This is a genomic window from Streptomyces sp. SX-6 (genome assembly GCF_059089585.1).
Map to the genome: position 1 here is coordinate 1 of NZ_JBTHHU010000009.1, position 15,195 is coordinate 15,195.

General features: G+C 72.2%; 10 protein-coding genes. 6 read left to right on the top strand and 4 right to left on the bottom strand.

Going from position 1 to position 15,195, the window contains the following annotated elements:
- Positions 1-252 (top strand): hypothetical protein (locus tag ACV530_RS13330; protein ID WP_494332620.1); only part of this gene is annotated, 252 nt, incomplete at its 5' end.
- 164 nt (positions 253-416) lie between these two features.
- On the opposite strand, the gene ACV530_RS13335 is transcribed toward ACV530_RS13330, so the two are convergent.
- Positions 417-965, bottom strand: a complete 549-nt coding sequence (locus tag ACV530_RS13335) for a MarR family winged helix-turn-helix transcriptional regulator (RefSeq protein WP_494332621.1) — start codon at positions 963-965, stop codon at positions 417-419.
- A 163-nt stretch (positions 966-1,128) separates the two neighbouring features.
- Between ACV530_RS13335 and ACV530_RS13340 the strand changes: the two genes are divergently transcribed.
- Positions 1,129-2,421 carry an MFS transporter gene (locus ACV530_RS13340; RefSeq protein WP_494332622.1) on the top strand — a complete coding sequence of 431 codons (1,293 nt, stop codon included), beginning with the start codon at positions 1,129-1,131 and terminating at the stop codon, positions 2,419-2,421.
- A gap of 59 nt (positions 2,422-2,480) precedes the next feature.
- Here the strand turns inward: ACV530_RS13340 and ACV530_RS13345 are convergent, their stop codons facing one another.
- Both ACV530_RS13345 and ACV530_RS13350 read right to left on the bottom strand, forming a co-directional pair.
- Positions 2,481-4,199 carry an ATP-binding SpoIIE family protein phosphatase gene (locus tag ACV530_RS13345; protein ID WP_494332623.1) on the bottom strand — a complete coding sequence of 573 codons (1,719 nt, stop codon included), beginning with the start codon at positions 4,197-4,199 and terminating at the stop codon, positions 2,481-2,483.
- 220 nt (positions 4,200-4,419) lie between these two features.
- Positions 4,420-5,775 carry an NAD(P)/FAD-dependent oxidoreductase gene (locus ACV530_RS13350; RefSeq protein ID WP_494332624.1) on the bottom strand — a complete coding sequence of 452 codons (1,356 nt, stop codon included), beginning with the start codon at positions 5,773-5,775 and terminating at the stop codon, positions 4,420-4,422.
- A gap of 412 nt (positions 5,776-6,187) precedes the next feature.
- Between ACV530_RS13350 and ACV530_RS13355 the strand changes: the two genes are divergently transcribed.
- Both ACV530_RS13355 and ACV530_RS13360 read left to right on the top strand, forming a co-directional pair.
- Positions 6,188-6,949, top strand: a complete 762-nt coding sequence (locus ACV530_RS13355) for a TetR/AcrR family transcriptional regulator (protein WP_494332625.1) — start codon at positions 6,188-6,190, stop codon at positions 6,947-6,949.
- Positions 6,950-7,276: 327 nt separating this feature from the next.
- Positions 7,277-9,424: a sigma-70 family RNA polymerase sigma factor gene (locus ACV530_RS13360; RefSeq protein WP_494332626.1), complete on the top strand. Its 2,148-nt coding sequence runs from the start codon at positions 7,277-7,279 to the stop codon at positions 9,422-9,424.
- Between the two features lie 260 nt (positions 9,425-9,684).
- On the opposite strand, the gene ACV530_RS13365 is transcribed toward ACV530_RS13360, so the two are convergent.
- Positions 9,685-11,814 (bottom strand): asparagine synthase-related protein, encoded by a 2,130-nt coding sequence (locus ACV530_RS13365; protein ID WP_494332627.1) that lies wholly within the window; start codon positions 11,812-11,814, stop codon positions 9,685-9,687.
- Between the two features lie 599 nt (positions 11,815-12,413).
- Here ACV530_RS13365 and ACV530_RS13370 point away from each other — a divergent pair.
- Both ACV530_RS13370 and lhgO read left to right on the top strand, forming a co-directional pair.
- Entirely contained in the window at positions 12,414-13,865 is a 1,452-nt protein-coding gene (locus tag ACV530_RS13370; protein ID WP_494332628.1) for an NsdA family TPR-like regulatory protein, read from the top strand.
- A gap of 108 nt (positions 13,866-13,973) precedes the next feature.
- Positions 13,974-15,182: an L-2-hydroxyglutarate oxidase gene (lhgO, locus tag ACV530_RS13375; RefSeq protein ID WP_494332629.1), complete on the top strand. Its 1,209-nt coding sequence runs from the start codon at positions 13,974-13,976 to the stop codon at positions 15,180-15,182.
- The last annotated feature ends 13 nt before the right edge of the window (positions 15,183-15,195 follow it).

A 15,195-nucleotide genomic window follows, 5' to 3' on the forward strand; every position in this document is an offset into this window, starting at 1 on the left:
TCATCCCACAAGCGGACGGGGTTGTTTTATAGTCTGGCGTTGACTTTTGGCACGCTGTTGAGTTCTCAAGGAACGAACGCTTCCTTTGTACTCACCCTCTCGGGCTTTCCTCCGGGCGCTTCCCTTCGTTGTTTCCAACCTTACCAGATCCGTTTTCCGGCTCCGGCCCCCTGTTGGATCGGGGTTTTTTTCTTTTCCTTCGCGCCTTCCGGCGTGATCACTACTTTAGCGGATTTCCCCCGCGACTCCTAATCGGAGCCAGGAACCGAATTCCGGCATGCCGAAATCAATCCCGTTCAAGGGCCGTGCAGTAATGATTGCCGCCAGTCAGGCGAGAAGTGCCGCCTCAGAACCCTCGGGGCTCCGTGGCAGCTCGGAGTACATTACGGATCGCCCGGACCCGTGTCAACCTCGGGTCAGTCAAGGTCGCTGAGGCGCCCGCCGGCGTCCGGCTGGGCCTTCTCCACGCGGCGCAGCAGGCGCGTCAGCAGCTCGCCGAGCTTGCCGCGGTCCTCGGCGGAGAGGTCCTGGAGCAGCTCCTCCTCGAAGACCGACGCCAGGCGCATCGCCTCGAGCCACTTGCTACGGCCCTCTTCCGTGAGGCCGATGATGACGCGTACGCGGTTGTTCTCATCCCGTTCCCGGGTGACGAGGCCTTCCGCGACCATCCGGTCGATGCGGTGGGTCATCGCGGCCGGGGTGAGGCCGAGCCTCTTGGCGAGGTCGCCGGGACCCAGGCGGTAGGGGTCGCCGGCGAGGACCAGGGCCTTGAGGACCTCCCACTCGGCATTGCTGATGCCGAGCTCTGCGGTCTGGCGGCCGTACGCGACGTTCATGCGCCGGTTGAGGCGGCTGAGGGCCGAGACGACCTTCTCCACCTGGGGGTCGAGGCCCTGGAATTCGCGCTGGTACGCGGCGATCTGTTCTTCGAGGCTGGGCTCGGCGGAGCCCGGGGTGTCAGCCATGGCCCGCAGTATGACATGCCCGTTGACGCTAAAGCCCTTTGATGTGTACTCTTTAGCTTCGAAGTTTAGAGTTGAAGTCTTCAGGCCTGGACTGTTGCTCCGGCGACAAGCCCAGGCCTCATCCATGGCCTCGTCCATGACCGAGCTACCGAGGAAGGTGAGTGTGACCACCGCGATGGGCGCAGCACTGCGCCGGATCCAGCTGGGGAGCGCGCTGAGCGCGTTCGGCAGCGGCTTCACGATTCCGTTCCTGTTCGTCTATGTGTCCCAGGTGCGGAATTTCGGCTCGAGTACGGCCGGTGTCGTGCTCGCGACGTTTGCCGTGGCCGCGCTCGTCGTGCTGCCTCGCATCGGCCGGGTCATCGACCGGCGGGGTCCGCTGCCTGTTGCCGTCGTGGGTTCGGTCACCGCGGCCGTCGGTTCGCTCGCGCTGGGTCTCGCGGACAGCCGGCCGCTGGCGATCGCGGCGGCTGCCGCGCTCGGTGCCGGTATAGCGGTCATCCAGCCCGCGCTGGCCACGATGGTCGTGTGGTGCTCGACGCCGACCACCCGGTCACGTGCCTTCGCGATGCAGTTCTTCCTGAACAACCTCGGTCTCGGCGTCGGTGGCCTGCTGGGCGGCCAGCTCGTCAACACCTCGGACCCGTCGAGCTTCGTGCGGCAGTTCGCGATCGAGTCGGCGATGTTCCTGATGCTGGGTGCGACGGTGGCGACCGTACGGCTGCCGAAGGTGCCCACCATGACGGACGCGGTTCCGTCCGACGAGGCCGCCCGGAGCGGCTGGCGGGTGCTGCTGGCGGACCGGGCGATGGTGCAGCTGTCGGTGCTGGGCTTCGTGATGTTCTTCGCGTGCTACGGACAGTTCGAGTCGGGTCTCTCGGCGTTCGCCGTCGAGGTCACCCGGATCTCGCCCGCGACGCTCGGTATCGCCCTGGCCGCGAACACGGCGGCGATCGTGCTGACGCAGTTCGTGGTGCTGAAGCTCGTCGAGCGGCGCCGCCGCAGCCGGGTCGTGGCGCTGGTGGGTCTGATCTGGACGGTCGCCTGGGTCGCGGCCGGGGTCTCGGGGCTGGTCCCGGGGGCGCACGCGCTCGCGACCACGCTGCTGATCTCGACGTACGCCCTCTTCGGCATCGGTGAGTCGATGCTGGCGCCGACGGTGGCTCCGCTGGTGGCGGACCTGGCTCCGGCGCGGCTGCTCGGCCAGTACAACTCCGCTTTCGCGCTCGTGAAGCAGCTGGCGATGGCGGTGGGCCCGGCCGTGGGCGGGCTGATGGCGGGTGCCGGCATGTACGTCTCGTACATCGTGCTGCTGACCGTCTGCTCCCTGGGCATCTCCGTGCTGGCGCTGCAGCTGGGCCGTCGGCTCACGCCCGCGCAGGACAACCCGCTGCGTCACGCTCAGGCGCAGCGCAAGGAGAAGGAGTCGGCCGAACGGATTCCCGTGGCCGCGTGATGTGACGTGATGTGAGAGGACGTGTCCCCCTGCGGCCGACAAGGCTGCAGGGGGACACGTCATACGTGCCCTGGCACCTGGCCCGCCCCGACCGGGAGGGCGAATTCGCACCAGACCGCCTTGCCGCCGCCGGGCGTACGGCGTGAGCCCCAGGACGACGCGATAGTGGCGACGATGGAGATGCCGCGGCCGGCCTCGTCCCCCGGCTCGGCGCGGCGGCGGCGCGGGAGATGGTCGTCGCCGTCGGTGACCTCGATGATCAGCCGGCGGTCGGTGCGGCGCAGGCGCAGCCGCATCGGAGGGGTGCCGTGCTGGAGCGAGTTCGCCACGAGCTCGCTCGCGGCCAGGACGCCGAGGTCGCGCAGGTCGGCGGGGAACCGCCAGCTGGCCAGGACGCCCGAGGCGAAAGCCCGGGCGCGGGGTGCGGCCTCGACGCCGCCGAGCAGCTCCAGTGCCGCGTTGTGGAAGAGCTCTGCGTCGTGGCCGGTGCGGGCCGGGTGCTGGAGGACGAGGACGGCGACGTCGTCGTCGTGTTCGTCCGTGATGCCGAGGGTGCGGATGAGGCGGTCGCACATGACCTGGGGCGAGCCGGTGGCTCCGGCGAAGGCGCTCTCGAGGGCCTCGACGCCCTCGTCGATGTCCTGGTTGCGGCGCTCGACGAGGCCGTCCGTGTAGAGGACGGCGCTGGAGCCGGGGCCGAGGGGCACCGTGCCCGAGGTGTGCAGCCAGCCACCGGTGCCGAGCGGGGGGCCGGTGGGTTCGGCGGCGCGGTGGACGGTGCCGTCCGGGTCGCGGACGAGGATGGGCAGATGGCCGGCCGAGGCATAGACCAGGCGGCCCTCGTTGGGGTCGTGCACGGCATAGACGCACGTGGCGATCTGGGTGGCGTCGATCTCGGCGGCGAGGCCGTCGAGCAGCTGGAGGACCTCGTGCGGGGGGAGGTCGAGGCGGGCGTAGGCCCGTACGGCTGTGCGGAGCTGGCCCATGACGGCGGCGGCGCGCACGCCGCGGCCCATGACGTCGCCGATGACGAGGGCCGTGCGGCCGGCGCCGAGGGTGATGACGTCGTACCAGTCGCCGCCGACGGCGGTGTCCTTGCCGCCGGGCTGGTAGGTGGCGGCGACGCGCAGGTCGTCGGGCTGCTCCAGCTCCTGCGGGAGCAGGCTGCGCTGGAGGGTGACGGCGGCCTCGCGCTGCCGGCGCTCGCTGGCGCGCAGCCGCTCGGCGGCCTCGACCTGGTCGGTCACGTCGGCGGCGAAGACGAGGACGCCACGCTGGGGGCCCGTGCCGCTCGCGCCCTCCGGCACGCCGACCTGGATCGGGGAGCAGGTGAAGGTGTAGTAGCCGTACCGGTCGGCGCCGGTGGGGGTGTCCGCCGTCGCGACGCGGCGGGACTTGACCGTACGGGGCTTGCCGCTGCGCAGGACCTGGTCCATGAGCGCGAGCAGGCCGAGCTCCTCGAGCTCGGGCAGCGCGTCACGGGCCGGGGCTCCGGGGGTACGGGGGCCGAAGAGGGCGGCGTACGCGTCGTTGACGTAGGCGATGCGGTGCTCAGGGCCGTAGACGACGGCGACGAGGGCCGGGACCTGGCCGAGGACGTCGTGGACGGAGAGCCCGTCGAGGGTGGGGACAGCGGCACCGGTGTGCGGGGTGGCCTCGGCCCGGGCCGCGGGGACGGAGCCGCCCCCGGCCACCGGGGACGGTGCGATTGCGGCGGCGCGCGCCGCTGCTCGGCGTTGCGTACCGGGGAGCCGGACGCTCCAGCGGGTGAAGTTCACTGAGGATTACCTCGCGGAGTCGTTCCGGATCATCGGTTGGCGGTGTGGGGGCCGGCCCCCGAGGGAGTGCAGCAAACGTCCAAATCCTCGTGATCGTTACTCTTCGGAAGTACGAACCCACCCATGGTCACACGACCAGTGTGGCCGACCGGACTGACATCCGTGAGACGTCGGGACCTCCTGCGGGAGTTCCCCGCTCCGGGGGCGCACGCCGGGAGCGTCAACTCGCCTCCGGATGACGGCCGGTGCCCGCGGCGAGTTCGAATTCCGCCCGGGGGTTCTCCAGCGAGCCGAGCGAGACGATCTCACGCTTGAAGAGGCCGGCGAGGATCCATTCGGCGAGGACCTTCATCTTGCGGTTGAAGGTGGGGATCCGGCTGAGGTGGTAGGCACGGTGCAGGAACCATGCGGGATAGCCCTTGAACTTCCGCCCGTAGATGTGTGCGACGCCCTTGTGCAGGCCGAGGGAGGCGACGGATCCGACGTACGCGTGCCGGTACTCCGTGAGGGGTTCGCCGCGCAGGGAGGCGACGAGGTTGCCTCCGAGGACGCGCGCCTGGCGCACCGCGTGCTGCGCGTTGGGCGCGCACAGCACGCCTTCGCCCTCCGCCGTCAGGTCCGGCACGGCGGCGGCGTCGCCGGCGGACCATGCGTGCTCGGCGCCGTCCACCCGCAGCTCGGCGGTGCACTTGAGCTTGCCGTGCTCGGTGCGCGGCAGATCGGTGGAGGCCAGGACCGGGTGCGGTTTGACCCCGGCGGTCCACACGAGCGTGCGGGTGGGGTGGCGTGAGCCGTCGCTGAGCGCGGCGGCCCGCTTCTCGCAGGACTCGAGCCGGGTCTTGAGGCGTACGTCGATGTTGCGCCCGCGCAGCTCGCGCACGGTGTAGACGCCCATCTCCTCGCCGACCTCGGGGAGGATGCGGCCGCTGGCCTCGACGAGCATGAACTTCAGGTCGTCCGCCTCGAGGTTGTGGTAGTAGCGGGTGGCGTACCGGGCCATGTCCTCCAGCTCGGCCAGGGCCTCCACGCCCGCGAATCCGCCGCCGACGAAGACGAAGGTGAGGGCGGCGGCGCGGACTTCGGGGTCGCGGGTGGAGGAGGCGATGTCGAGCTGCTCGAGGACGTGGTTGCGCAGGCCGATGGCCTCCTCGACCGTCTTGAAGCCGATGCCGTGGTCGGCGAGGCCGGGGATGGGAAGGGTGCGGGAGACGGAGCCGGGTGCCAGCACCAGTTCGTCGTAGTGGATGTCGAAGGGGCCCGTGCCCTCTTCCTGCGTGGCGAGGGTCGTGATGGTCGCGGTGCGCGTGGCGTGGTTGATGGCGGTCGCCTCGCCGACGAGCACCTGGCACTTGTCCAGCGTGAAGCGCAGCGGTACGACGACGTGGCGCGGGGAGATGGAGCCCGCGGCGGCCTCGGGCAGGAACGGCTGATACGTCATGTACGGCTCGGGGCTGAGCACAAGGATTTCCGCCTCGTGCTGCTTGAGCTTCCGCTGGAGGTACAGCGCGGTGTACATCCCGACATAGCCACCGCCGATGATCAGGATGCGTGCCGGTTCCGCCGATTCCTTGGCCAAGGGTGCCCCTTCGCGTAGTCGTCCTTCGCGGTCGTAGTCGTCCTTCGCGGTGGAGTGATCGCGTTCCTCACGCCTGGCACAGCGTCTCTCCCATGAGGCACCGCCCGCCGGGCTTTGTCCACAGGCCCGGCGAAATGTATGACTGACAGCGGAGCTGATCCCTCCTCTGTCCGGGTACCGTTCCGTTCGAGGGGGCCGCAGGTCAGAGGGGATGTCCGGGGGTAGTGAGGTGGTGCGCCGGCAACGGCGCCCGGGGGCGTACTCCAATTGGGGGTGGCCCGTGCGGAACTGCCCTCTTCTTTCTTGACCTGGGCTCAACTATGTTCGTACTTCGTCGGGGTGCCGAGACGCGTGTGCTCCGGCAGTCAGGGCGGGGAGTCTCCGGGGGGAGACGTCATAACCGGGGGAACGTATGCACATTCAGGGCTCTCATTGGTCGACCGCTGTCGCGTCCACGGACGGTAACGGCGGCCGGAACACGCCGTTGCGTGTGGATGCTCAGCGCAATCTGGAACATGTGCTGCGGGCGGCTCGCGAGGTCTTCGGCGAGCTGGGGTACGGGGCGCCGATGGAGGACGTGGCGCGCCGGGCCCGCGTGGGTGTGGGGACGGTGTACCGCAGGTTCCCCAGCAAGGACGTGCTGGTCCGCCGGATAGCCGAGGAGGAGACGGCGCGGCTGACCGAGCAGGCGCGCACGGCGCTCGGGCAGGAGGAGGAGCCGTGGTCGGCGCTCTCCCGGTTCCTGCGCACGTCGGTCGCCTCGGGCGCGGGGCGGCTGCTTCCGCCCCAGGTCCTGCGGGTCGGCGTCGAGGCCGAAGGCGGCGACGCGGCGGCGGTCCGTACGGCGCAGCAGCCGCAGGCGCGTGTGCCCCACCAGCGGCAGCCCGCGGCGGTCGGGAACCAGCTGCACGAGCTGCGGCTGGTCGAGCAGCGGCCCACAGTCGCGGACGACAGGGGCGGCTCGGGTGCGGCGGCGCTGCTGGAGGTCGTCGGCCGCCTCGTGGAGCGGGCGCGGGCGGCAGGTGAGCTGCGCCCCGACGTGACGGTCGCGGATGTGCTGCTGGTGATAGCCACGGCGGCGCCGTCGCTGCCGGATGCCGCGCAGCAGGCGGCGGCGTCCTCGCGACTGCTGGACATCCTTCTGGAAGGCCTGCGTTCGCGGCCGGTCGCGTAGCGCGGCGTGTGCGTAAGACGTGTCGGCGCTGGGCACGTTCGTCTTGGGCGTGCCTGCGCCGGCATGTTTCCGCGCCGGGTGCACTCGGAAGAATGCCGGGTGTCCGCTGCGGCATTCCCGTTCGAGTGAGCTTCGGGCGACCTTCGCGTGAGCATGGTCGGATCGTCGTCAACTCCGGCTATTCCGGCCGATGTTTCGATGCGTGATAGCAACCCGGACGAGTGGTTGCCGTTCATGCACCTGTCCTTGGCGCGTGCACCCGTGCGACGCTGACGGCGCTGACCCGGTTTTCGGGTGTCTGTCCGGCGTTGTACGGGAGCCGCCGCTATGGGTGTTGACGGGCAGGAAGAACCGCAGGGGAGCAATGGGGCGGACCGCGCCCCCGCACGCCAGGTGCCTGGCATTCCCGCGCAGGGCGGGCCGGCCGCTTCCGGCCGCAGCGCGGACGGGAGCGACACCGACGGCGCCGACGGGGATGCGGGTGCGGGCGTACCGCAGCAGCGGAAGGGCGCACGGCGCGGTGCTCACGCCCGCACCGACGGTGGTGCGCGGGAGGCGCATGGCGAGGCGGAGGCCGAGGCCGATGACTCCGTTCCGCCGCCGTCCGACGCGGAGTTGATCGCACGGATCCGTGAAGGGCAGGAGCGCGAGGGCGAAGGCGATGACGCGGTCCGCGGCACCGCGGCGTACGAGGAGCTGTACCGCAGACATGCCGATGCGGTCCGCGGGTACGCCCGTAGCTGCTGTCGTGACGTCCACACCGCCGACGACCTCACGCACGAGGTCTTCACCTGCACCCTGCAGGCGGTGCGCCGTGGCAAGGGGCCCGACACGGCGGTGCGCGCGTACCTGCTGACGACCGTCCGGCATGTCGCGGCGGCCTGGGCGCGTACGGCCCGGCGTGAGCAACTGGTCGACGATTTCGCCGCGTTCGCCGTGTCGGCGGCGGGCGTCTCCGCCACGGAGGAGGACGGCGCGGCCGAGGCGGGCGCCGATGTACGGGCCATGCGGCAGGCCGAGGCGTCCCTGGCCGTACGGGCGTTCCACAGCCTGCCGGAGCGATGGCAGATGGTGCTGTGGCACACCACCATCGAGGAGGAGACGCCGGGCCAGGTCGCGCCGCTGCTCGGCCTGACGGCCAACGCGACGGCGGTGCTGGCGCACCGTGCCCGCGAGGGGCTGAAGCAGGCGTACCTCCAGGCGCATGTGAGTGCGGCGCTGACCGCGGGCGGCAACTGTGCGCAGTACGCGGACCGGCTCGGTGCGTACGCGCGCGGGGGGCTGCGCATGCGGGCCGAGCGGGGGCTGCGCAAGCATCTCGACGAGTGCGCGCAGTGCCGTAGGGCGGCGATGGAGCTCGCGGACGTCAATGCGCGTTTGCGTGCGGTGCTGCCGGTTGCGGTCATCGGGTGGCTGGCCGCCGGGGCGTCGGTCAAGGCGGTGGCGGGGGCCGCGGCGGGGGCGGCGGGTTCGGCGGGTTCGGCGGGGGCCGGTTCCGGTGGTGCCAGTGCTTCCGGCGAGGGGATCAGCAGGCCCGCGAAGGTCGGCATGGCCGCGAGTGCCGTGCTCGCCGCGAGTGCGGTGATCGCGTACGGGCTGGCCGGCGATACTTCGGCTCCGCAGCCCAAGAAGACACATGCGGCCGCGGCGCCGACCGTGACTGCGCAGGCTCCGAGATCGAAGCCCAAGCCGAAGCCGGAGTCGAAGGCCAAGCCCAAGGATGAGCCGAAGCAGGAGCCCGAGCAGGAGCCGGAGTCCGAGTCGGCATCTGCCGAGCCGCAGGCGCCTGTTGCGGCCGTGGCTTCTCCGGAGCCGGAAGCGACGCCGGCGCCGAAGCGGGAAGCGCCGCAGCCCGCGCCCGCCCCGTCTTCGCCGCCGCCGAAGGCCGCTCCGCCGCCGCCCGAGCCCGTCGCTCCCGCGCCGCCGCCGAAGCCGAAGCCCAAGCCGGTGCGGCAGGTGCACACGACGTCGTCCACGTCCCCTGCCGCGAAGCCGTACCGGCCCGCGGCGAAGAAGCCCTCCCCGCCGCCACGGTTGCACCCTGCCGTCTTCCGGCTCGGCGACCTGCCCTTCGAGGGCATCGGGGACGGCACCAAGCCGGAGGTGCAGCTCTCGGACGGCTTCCTGATGTGGCCGCGGCACCAGATGCGGATCCACCGCACGTCCTACAGCCACGGGGTGAGCGCGAGTGCGTCGTCCTCGATGTCCATCGAGCTGAACCGGCCCTGCACGTCCTTCGACGCGATGGTGGGGGTCGACGACATGACCCTCGGGGTCGGGGCGGTGCGGTTCTCCGTTTACGCGGACGGCATCCGGCTGTGGAGTTCGGGAGTGGTGCGGGGTGGTGATCCGGCGTTGCCGGTGCATGTGCTGTTGCACGGGCATCGGACGTTGCGGCTGGTTGTCGATCCGCAGTCGCCGTTCGACGGGATTGCTGTCGTCGACTGGGCGCAGGCGCGGATCAGTTGTGGGTGAGGTGGGGGAATTTTGCCCCTGCCCCGCCCTTTCACCGTTTCCTCCGGGGGCTTCGCCCCGGCCCCCCGAAACCGCGCTCCGCGCGGTTGTCCTCAAACGCCGGACAGGCTGGATAGTGCCGGGCCGGGCGCGCAATTTAAGCCCGTCCGGCGATTGAGGACGAGCGGCGAAGCCGCGACAAGCGGGGGCCGGGGCGCAGCCCCCGGAGGAAACGGTGAAAGGGCGGGACCGGGGCACAATTCCCCGTCCCCAGGCCAATGTCACAGCGCCGGTCTCGGGACCACCCCTCCCGCCACCGCCCGCTGGCGCGGCGCCGCCGAACCCGTCCAGCACGTGCCGCGGCGGGCGATCAGGCGGCGCAGCCACACCTCCGTCGACACCAGCTCCGCGAGCCCGTCGAGCGGGACCGCCGCGCCGTCGGCGGCGGCCTGGAGGGCGCCCCGTACGACGCGGGCGTCGATGAGCCCGGCGTCGGCCAGCAGCGGTGCGTCGAAGAGGTCGAGCAGCGGCCCCATCGCCGCCCGTACCCCGGCCCGTACGGCCGCCGCGTGCGAAGCGTGCGAGGTCGCGCCCCAGCCGGGCGGCAGGTCGCGGATGCCGGTGCCCGCGAGGACAGCGCGCAGGACGGACGCACGCGCCCCTGGTTGCACCCGCAGCGCTTCGGGGAGCGCACGGCAGGCCCGTACGACCTGGTTGTCGAGGAAGGGCGAGTGCAGGCGCTGGCCGCGTACCTCGGCCGCCTGCTCGAGGATGCGGTGGTCCGCCGCGTGCCGGTGGAGCGCGGCGGCGGCGCGCTGCTCGCCGGGGCGTTGCAGCAGGCCCGACGGGCGTACCGCGACCGCCTGGAGCCGGACCGACACCTCCGCCAGCGCCCCGCCCGTGAGCCAGCGTGCGGCGGGCCCGGGACGGCACCAGGTGAGGGCCGCGAGCGAGGCGTCCACCGCGCCGGGCGGCCCGGCGGTGTGCTCCGCGGCGGCGAAGGCGGGGGTGAGCAGCCGGGCGGCGGCCTCCTCCAGCCCCTCCCGGTACGACGTACGGGCGAGCCTGCGCGCGGCCCGGTAGACGGTGAAAGGGACGAAGAACGAGTTCCCGGACGGACTGTCGGCCCGCGCCAGGGCCGACACCGGCCGCAGCAGATGACGGCGCCTGCGGTCCATCAACAGGTCGGCCAGCCGCGCCGGATGGGCGTCCAGTACCTGTCGTGCACCGTGTCCGGTGAAGTGGTCGGCGCTGCCCGCGAGGAGCCGCCGGCGGTGGCGTTCGGCGGTGACCAGGGCCGGGGCGGGCTCGTCCGTCAGCGGGCCGGTCTCCAAGTCGGCGTACGGCAGCGCCTCTTCGGCCGCCGCGACGACCACGTGGTGCAGCCGGGGGTCGGCCGCGAGGGCGCGGGCCCGCTCCAGTTCCTGGGAGCCCGCCCGGCCGCTGTCCGCGGCCAGGTCGTTGAAGGTGACCGCGAGCAGCCGCTCGCCCGCGCCGGTGCCGTGCCCGTACGGCGTGCCCGGCACCCCCGGCAGGCCGGCGGCCAGCAGCGCGAGCGTGGCGGAGGCGCTGCCGCCGGAGAGGTCGGCGCCGATGCCGGGCGCCGGACCGCCGCGTGCGGCGCGCCGGAAGGCCGGTCCCATGCCCGGCACGGGGCCGGGGTCGAGTCCGCCGAAGTCGTACGCGGACAGGTGCCGGGGCGCCGTGAGCCGGGCCCGTACGGCCTCGACGAGGGCGTCCCGCACGCCCCCCACGGCCTGCTGTGCCTCGAGTTGGGGCGCGGCGACGGCGAGCGAGGCGACAGGCTCGTACCCGGTGATGTCGCGTGCGCCGTCGCGCACCACCAGCGCGTGCCCCGGCGGTACACGCCGTACGCCCTCGTACGGCGTGCCGTCGCCGAGGGCCTCCGGGGAGTCGGGGCAGGCGAGCAGGGCGGCGAGGTGGCCGATGTCGAGCTGTGCCTCTATGAGGTCGGCGAGCGGCAGCGCGGCGGTGGCGTAGGCGGTGCCGCCGGCCCAGGCGGCGTGGAAGACAGGACGCGCGCCCGCGAGGTCACCGGCGATGGCGATGCGGCGGCCGACCTGAGCAACTGCCGTGTAACTGCCGGGCCATGCGGTCAGGTGCCGCAGTGCACCCCCGCGGGCTGCGAGCAGGCCGGTACGCAGTTGGTCATCAGTCGCACCGCAGCGGCCCAGAACGGCGATACGGATGACGGTTGCGGGTGCGGCCTGTCGCGCGGGAGGGTCGGCCCAGACGACGCGCACCTCGTCGGGACGCCAGTCGCCAACCGCCCACAGAGGATCCGGGTCGCCCCACAGCAGCTGCGCTCCCACGGGTTGCACGGTGGGGCCTGCCGTGTCCTCGGCGCGGGGAGCGGTTCCGGAGCAGCTCCACCCCACCAACCAGCGCATCGCCGCCTCCACAGGCTGTGGACAACCATCAGGTAGCAGTCATCATGCACAGCGAGACGAACGTTGCGGCTGCACCAACTCGGGTGTCAACCGGGCGAAGTGCCGTTCCGTCATGACTCCGTGCGGGACCCATGCTGCCATGAGCATCACCGCATGAACCTTTTCGTGCACAGCGCGACGCGACACAGGACGGATCCGGCCAGCTCTCGCCGCGCGCCCCGGTGAACGCCTCCAGGCGGACGAGACGTTCACGCGAGCCGCGCAACGGCGCAGCCCGGGAGGTACGAACGCACCCCCCGGGCCGCTCCGCCGCCCGCGGGGAATGAGGCGACGGCTCCCCCAGCCCACTCGATCCGGTGCAGCGGGCCGACCCACGCAACTCCCATGGAACCGCCACAGAGTTGGCGGGTACAGAGCGCACGGCAGGCGCACGCGCACACACAACCGGAGCACGTGCCCCTCGGTGCACGCACATACGGACCAGAATCTCGCCATCCGGGACAACGCCCCTTAACGGTCGGGATGTGGGGAACTACTCTGGGTTTACGAATGCCCCGCGCCTATGCCGGGGCGGGCGTCGCCGTTGCCGAGGGGTGCGCATGTCCAGGGAGTCACGCGGGCCGAACGAGAAGCTGGGCACTGTCCTCGCCCTCGCAGGGATCAGCAACGCCGGCCTGGCGCGCAGGGTCAACGACCTCGGTGCGCAGCGGGGATTGACACTACGGTACGACAAGACCTCGGTCGCCCGGTGGGTCTCGAAGGGCATGGTGCCACAGGGCGCCGCACCCCACCTGATCGCCGCGGCGATAGCGGGCAAGCTGGGCCGGCCGGTGCCCCTGCACGAGATCGGGCTCGCCGATTCCGACCCCGCGCCCGAGGTGGGGCTCGCCTTCCCGCGCGATGTCGGCCAGGCGGTGCGCTCGGCGACGGAGCTCTACCGGCTGGATTCCGCCGGTCGGCGCGGGGGTGGCGGCATCTGGCAGAGCCTGGCCGGTTCCTTCTCCGTCAGCGCGTACTCCACCCCCGCGTCGCGGTGGCTGATAACACCCGCCGACAGCTCGGTGGCGCGCGAGCCCCAACAGGCCGCGAACGAGGGCGAGTCGGGCGCCGTACCGGACTGCGGCATTCCGCAGCGGGTGGGCCACAGCGACGTGGCCAAGCTGCGCGAGGCGGCGGACGACGCCCGGCGCTGGGACTCCAAGTACGGCGGCGGCGACTGGCGCTCGTCCATGGTGCCCGAGTGCCTGCGTGTGGACGCCGCGCCGCTGCTGCTCGGCGCGTACAGCGACGAGGTGGGGCGCGCCCTGTTCGGCGCGACCGCCGAACTGACCCGGCTGGCCGGGTGGATGGCCTTCGACACCGGACAGCAGGAGGCGGCGCAGCGCTACTACATCCAGGCCCTGCGGCTGGCCCGCGCGGCGGCCGACGTGCCGCTGGGCGGCTATGTGCTGGCCTCGATGAGCCTCCAGGCGACCTACCGCGGCTACGGCGACGACGGCGTCGACCTCGCCCAGGCCGCCCTCGAGCGCAACCGGGGGCTGGCCACCGCCCGCACGATGAGCTTCTTCCGCCTCGTCGAGGCACGCGCCCAGGCGAAGGCGGGCGACCAGCCCGCGTGCGGTGCCGCGCTCAAGGCCGCCGAGGGCTGGCTGGAGCGGGCGCGACCGGGCGACCCGGACCCGTCCTGGCTCGACTTCTACACCCAGGAGCGGTTCGCGGCCGACGCCGCCGAGTGCTACCGCGACCTGCGCATGCCCCGGCAGGTCCAGCGCTTCACCGAGCAGGCCCTCGCCCGGCCCACCGAGGAGTACGTCCGCTCGCACGGACTGCGGCTGGTGGTGTCGGCGGTCGCCGAGCTCGAATCCGGCAACCTGGACGCGGCCTGCGCCGCGGGTACACGGGCGGTGGAGGTCGCGGGGCGCATCTCGTCGGCCCGTACGACCGAGTACGTACGGGACCTGATGCACCGCCTCGAGGCGTACGGGAACGAGCCGCGCGTGGTCGAACTGCGGGAGCGGGCCCGCCCCCTGCTGGTGGTCACGACCGCCTGAGTCCCGATGTCTCCCGGTGTTCCCCCTGGTCCGACGATGTTTCGGCCCGTTGTCAGTGGCGCAGGTCATCATAGGAACCGTGCGGGGAAGCGTGGGGAGGTGGGCGTCATGGTGGCGTACGACTGCGATGTGCTGGTGATCGGCGGCGGAATCGTGGGCCTGTCGACGGCGTACGCGATCACGCGCGCCGCGCCGGGGACGAGCGTGGTGGTGCTGGAGAAGGAGCGCGGCCCCGCGCTCCACCAGACGGGGCGCAACAGCGGAGTGATCCACAGCGGGATCTACTACCGCCCGGGCTCGCTCAAGGCGCGGTACGCGGTGCAGGGCGCCGCGGAGATGGTCAAGTTCTGCGCGGAGCACGGCCTGCCGCACGAGGTCACCGGCAAGCTGATCGTCGCCACGGAGCACGCCGAACTGCCGCGTCTGCACGCCCTCGTGCAGCGCGGCCGGGAAAACGGCATCCCCGTGCGGGAGTTGGGGCGCGCCCAGATAGCCGAGTTCGAGCCGAATGTCCAGGGCGTGGGCGCCATCCACGTCGGCACCACGGGCATCTGCGACTACGGCGCGGTGGCCGCCTGCTTCGCCCGGCTCGCCGGGGACGCCGGTGCCTCGGTGCGGTTCGGCGCGGAGGTGCGCACCATCGGCCGGCGCGGCGAGGCGGTCGCAGTGCGCACGACCTCGGGCACGGTGCTGCGCGCCCGTGCGCTGGTGAACTGTGCCGGGCTGCACAGCGACCGCGTGGCCCGGCTGGCGGGCGACGATCCGGGGATGCGCATCGTCCCGTTCCGCGGCGAGTACTTCGAGCTGGCCCCGTCCCGCGCGGACCTGGTGCGCGGCCTGGTCTATCCCGTCCCGGACCCGGCCTTCCCCTTCCTCGGCGTCCACCTCACCCGGGGCATCGACGGCCACGTCCACATCGGGCCGAACGCCGTGCCCGCCCTGGCCCGCGAGGGCTACCGGCGGCGCACCATACGCCCCGCCGAGCTGGCCGCCACGGCCTCCTACCCGGGCACCTGGCACCTGGCCCGCCGCCACTGGCGGTACGGCGCGGGCGAGATCCGCCGCTCCCTGTCCAAGCCCGCCTTCACCGAGGCGGTGCGCAGGCTGCTGCCGGGCATCGCGGCCGACGACCTGATACCGGCCCCCTCCGGCGTGCGCGCCCAAGCGGTGCTGCGCGACGGGACGCTGGTCGACGACTTCCTCTTCGCCCGGTCGCCCCGCATGATCCACGTGCTCAACGCCCCGTCCCCGGCGGCCACGGCCTCACTGCCGATCGGCCGGGAGGTGGCCCGCCGTGTCCTGTCGGAGCTGCACTGAGCCCTTGACTTCC

What these genes read in the sequence shown, in the direction of transcription:
- ACV530_RS13335 (WP_494332621.1), bottom strand. Translation starts at nt 965, where the DNA reads ATGGCTGACACCCCGGGCTCCGCCGAGCCCAGCCTCGAAGAACAGATC.
- ACV530_RS13355 (WP_494332625.1), top strand. Translation starts at nt 6,188, where the DNA reads ATGCACATTCAGGGCTCTCATTGGTCGACCGCTGTCGCGTCCACGGAC.
- ACV530_RS13360 (WP_494332626.1), top strand. Translation starts at nt 7,277, where the DNA reads ATGGGTGTTGACGGGCAGGAAGAACCGCAGGGGAGCAATGGGGCGGAC.
- ACV530_RS13365 (WP_494332627.1), bottom strand. Translation starts at nt 11,814, where the DNA reads ATGCGCTGGTTGGTGGGGTGGAGCTGCTCCGGAACCGCTCCCCGCGCC.
- ACV530_RS13370 (WP_494332628.1), top strand. Translation starts at nt 12,414, where the DNA reads ATGTCCAGGGAGTCACGCGGGCCGAACGAGAAGCTGGGCACTGTCCTC.
- lhgO (WP_494332629.1), top strand. Translation starts at nt 13,974, where the DNA reads ATGGTGGCGTACGACTGCGATGTGCTGGTGATCGGCGGCGGAATCGTG.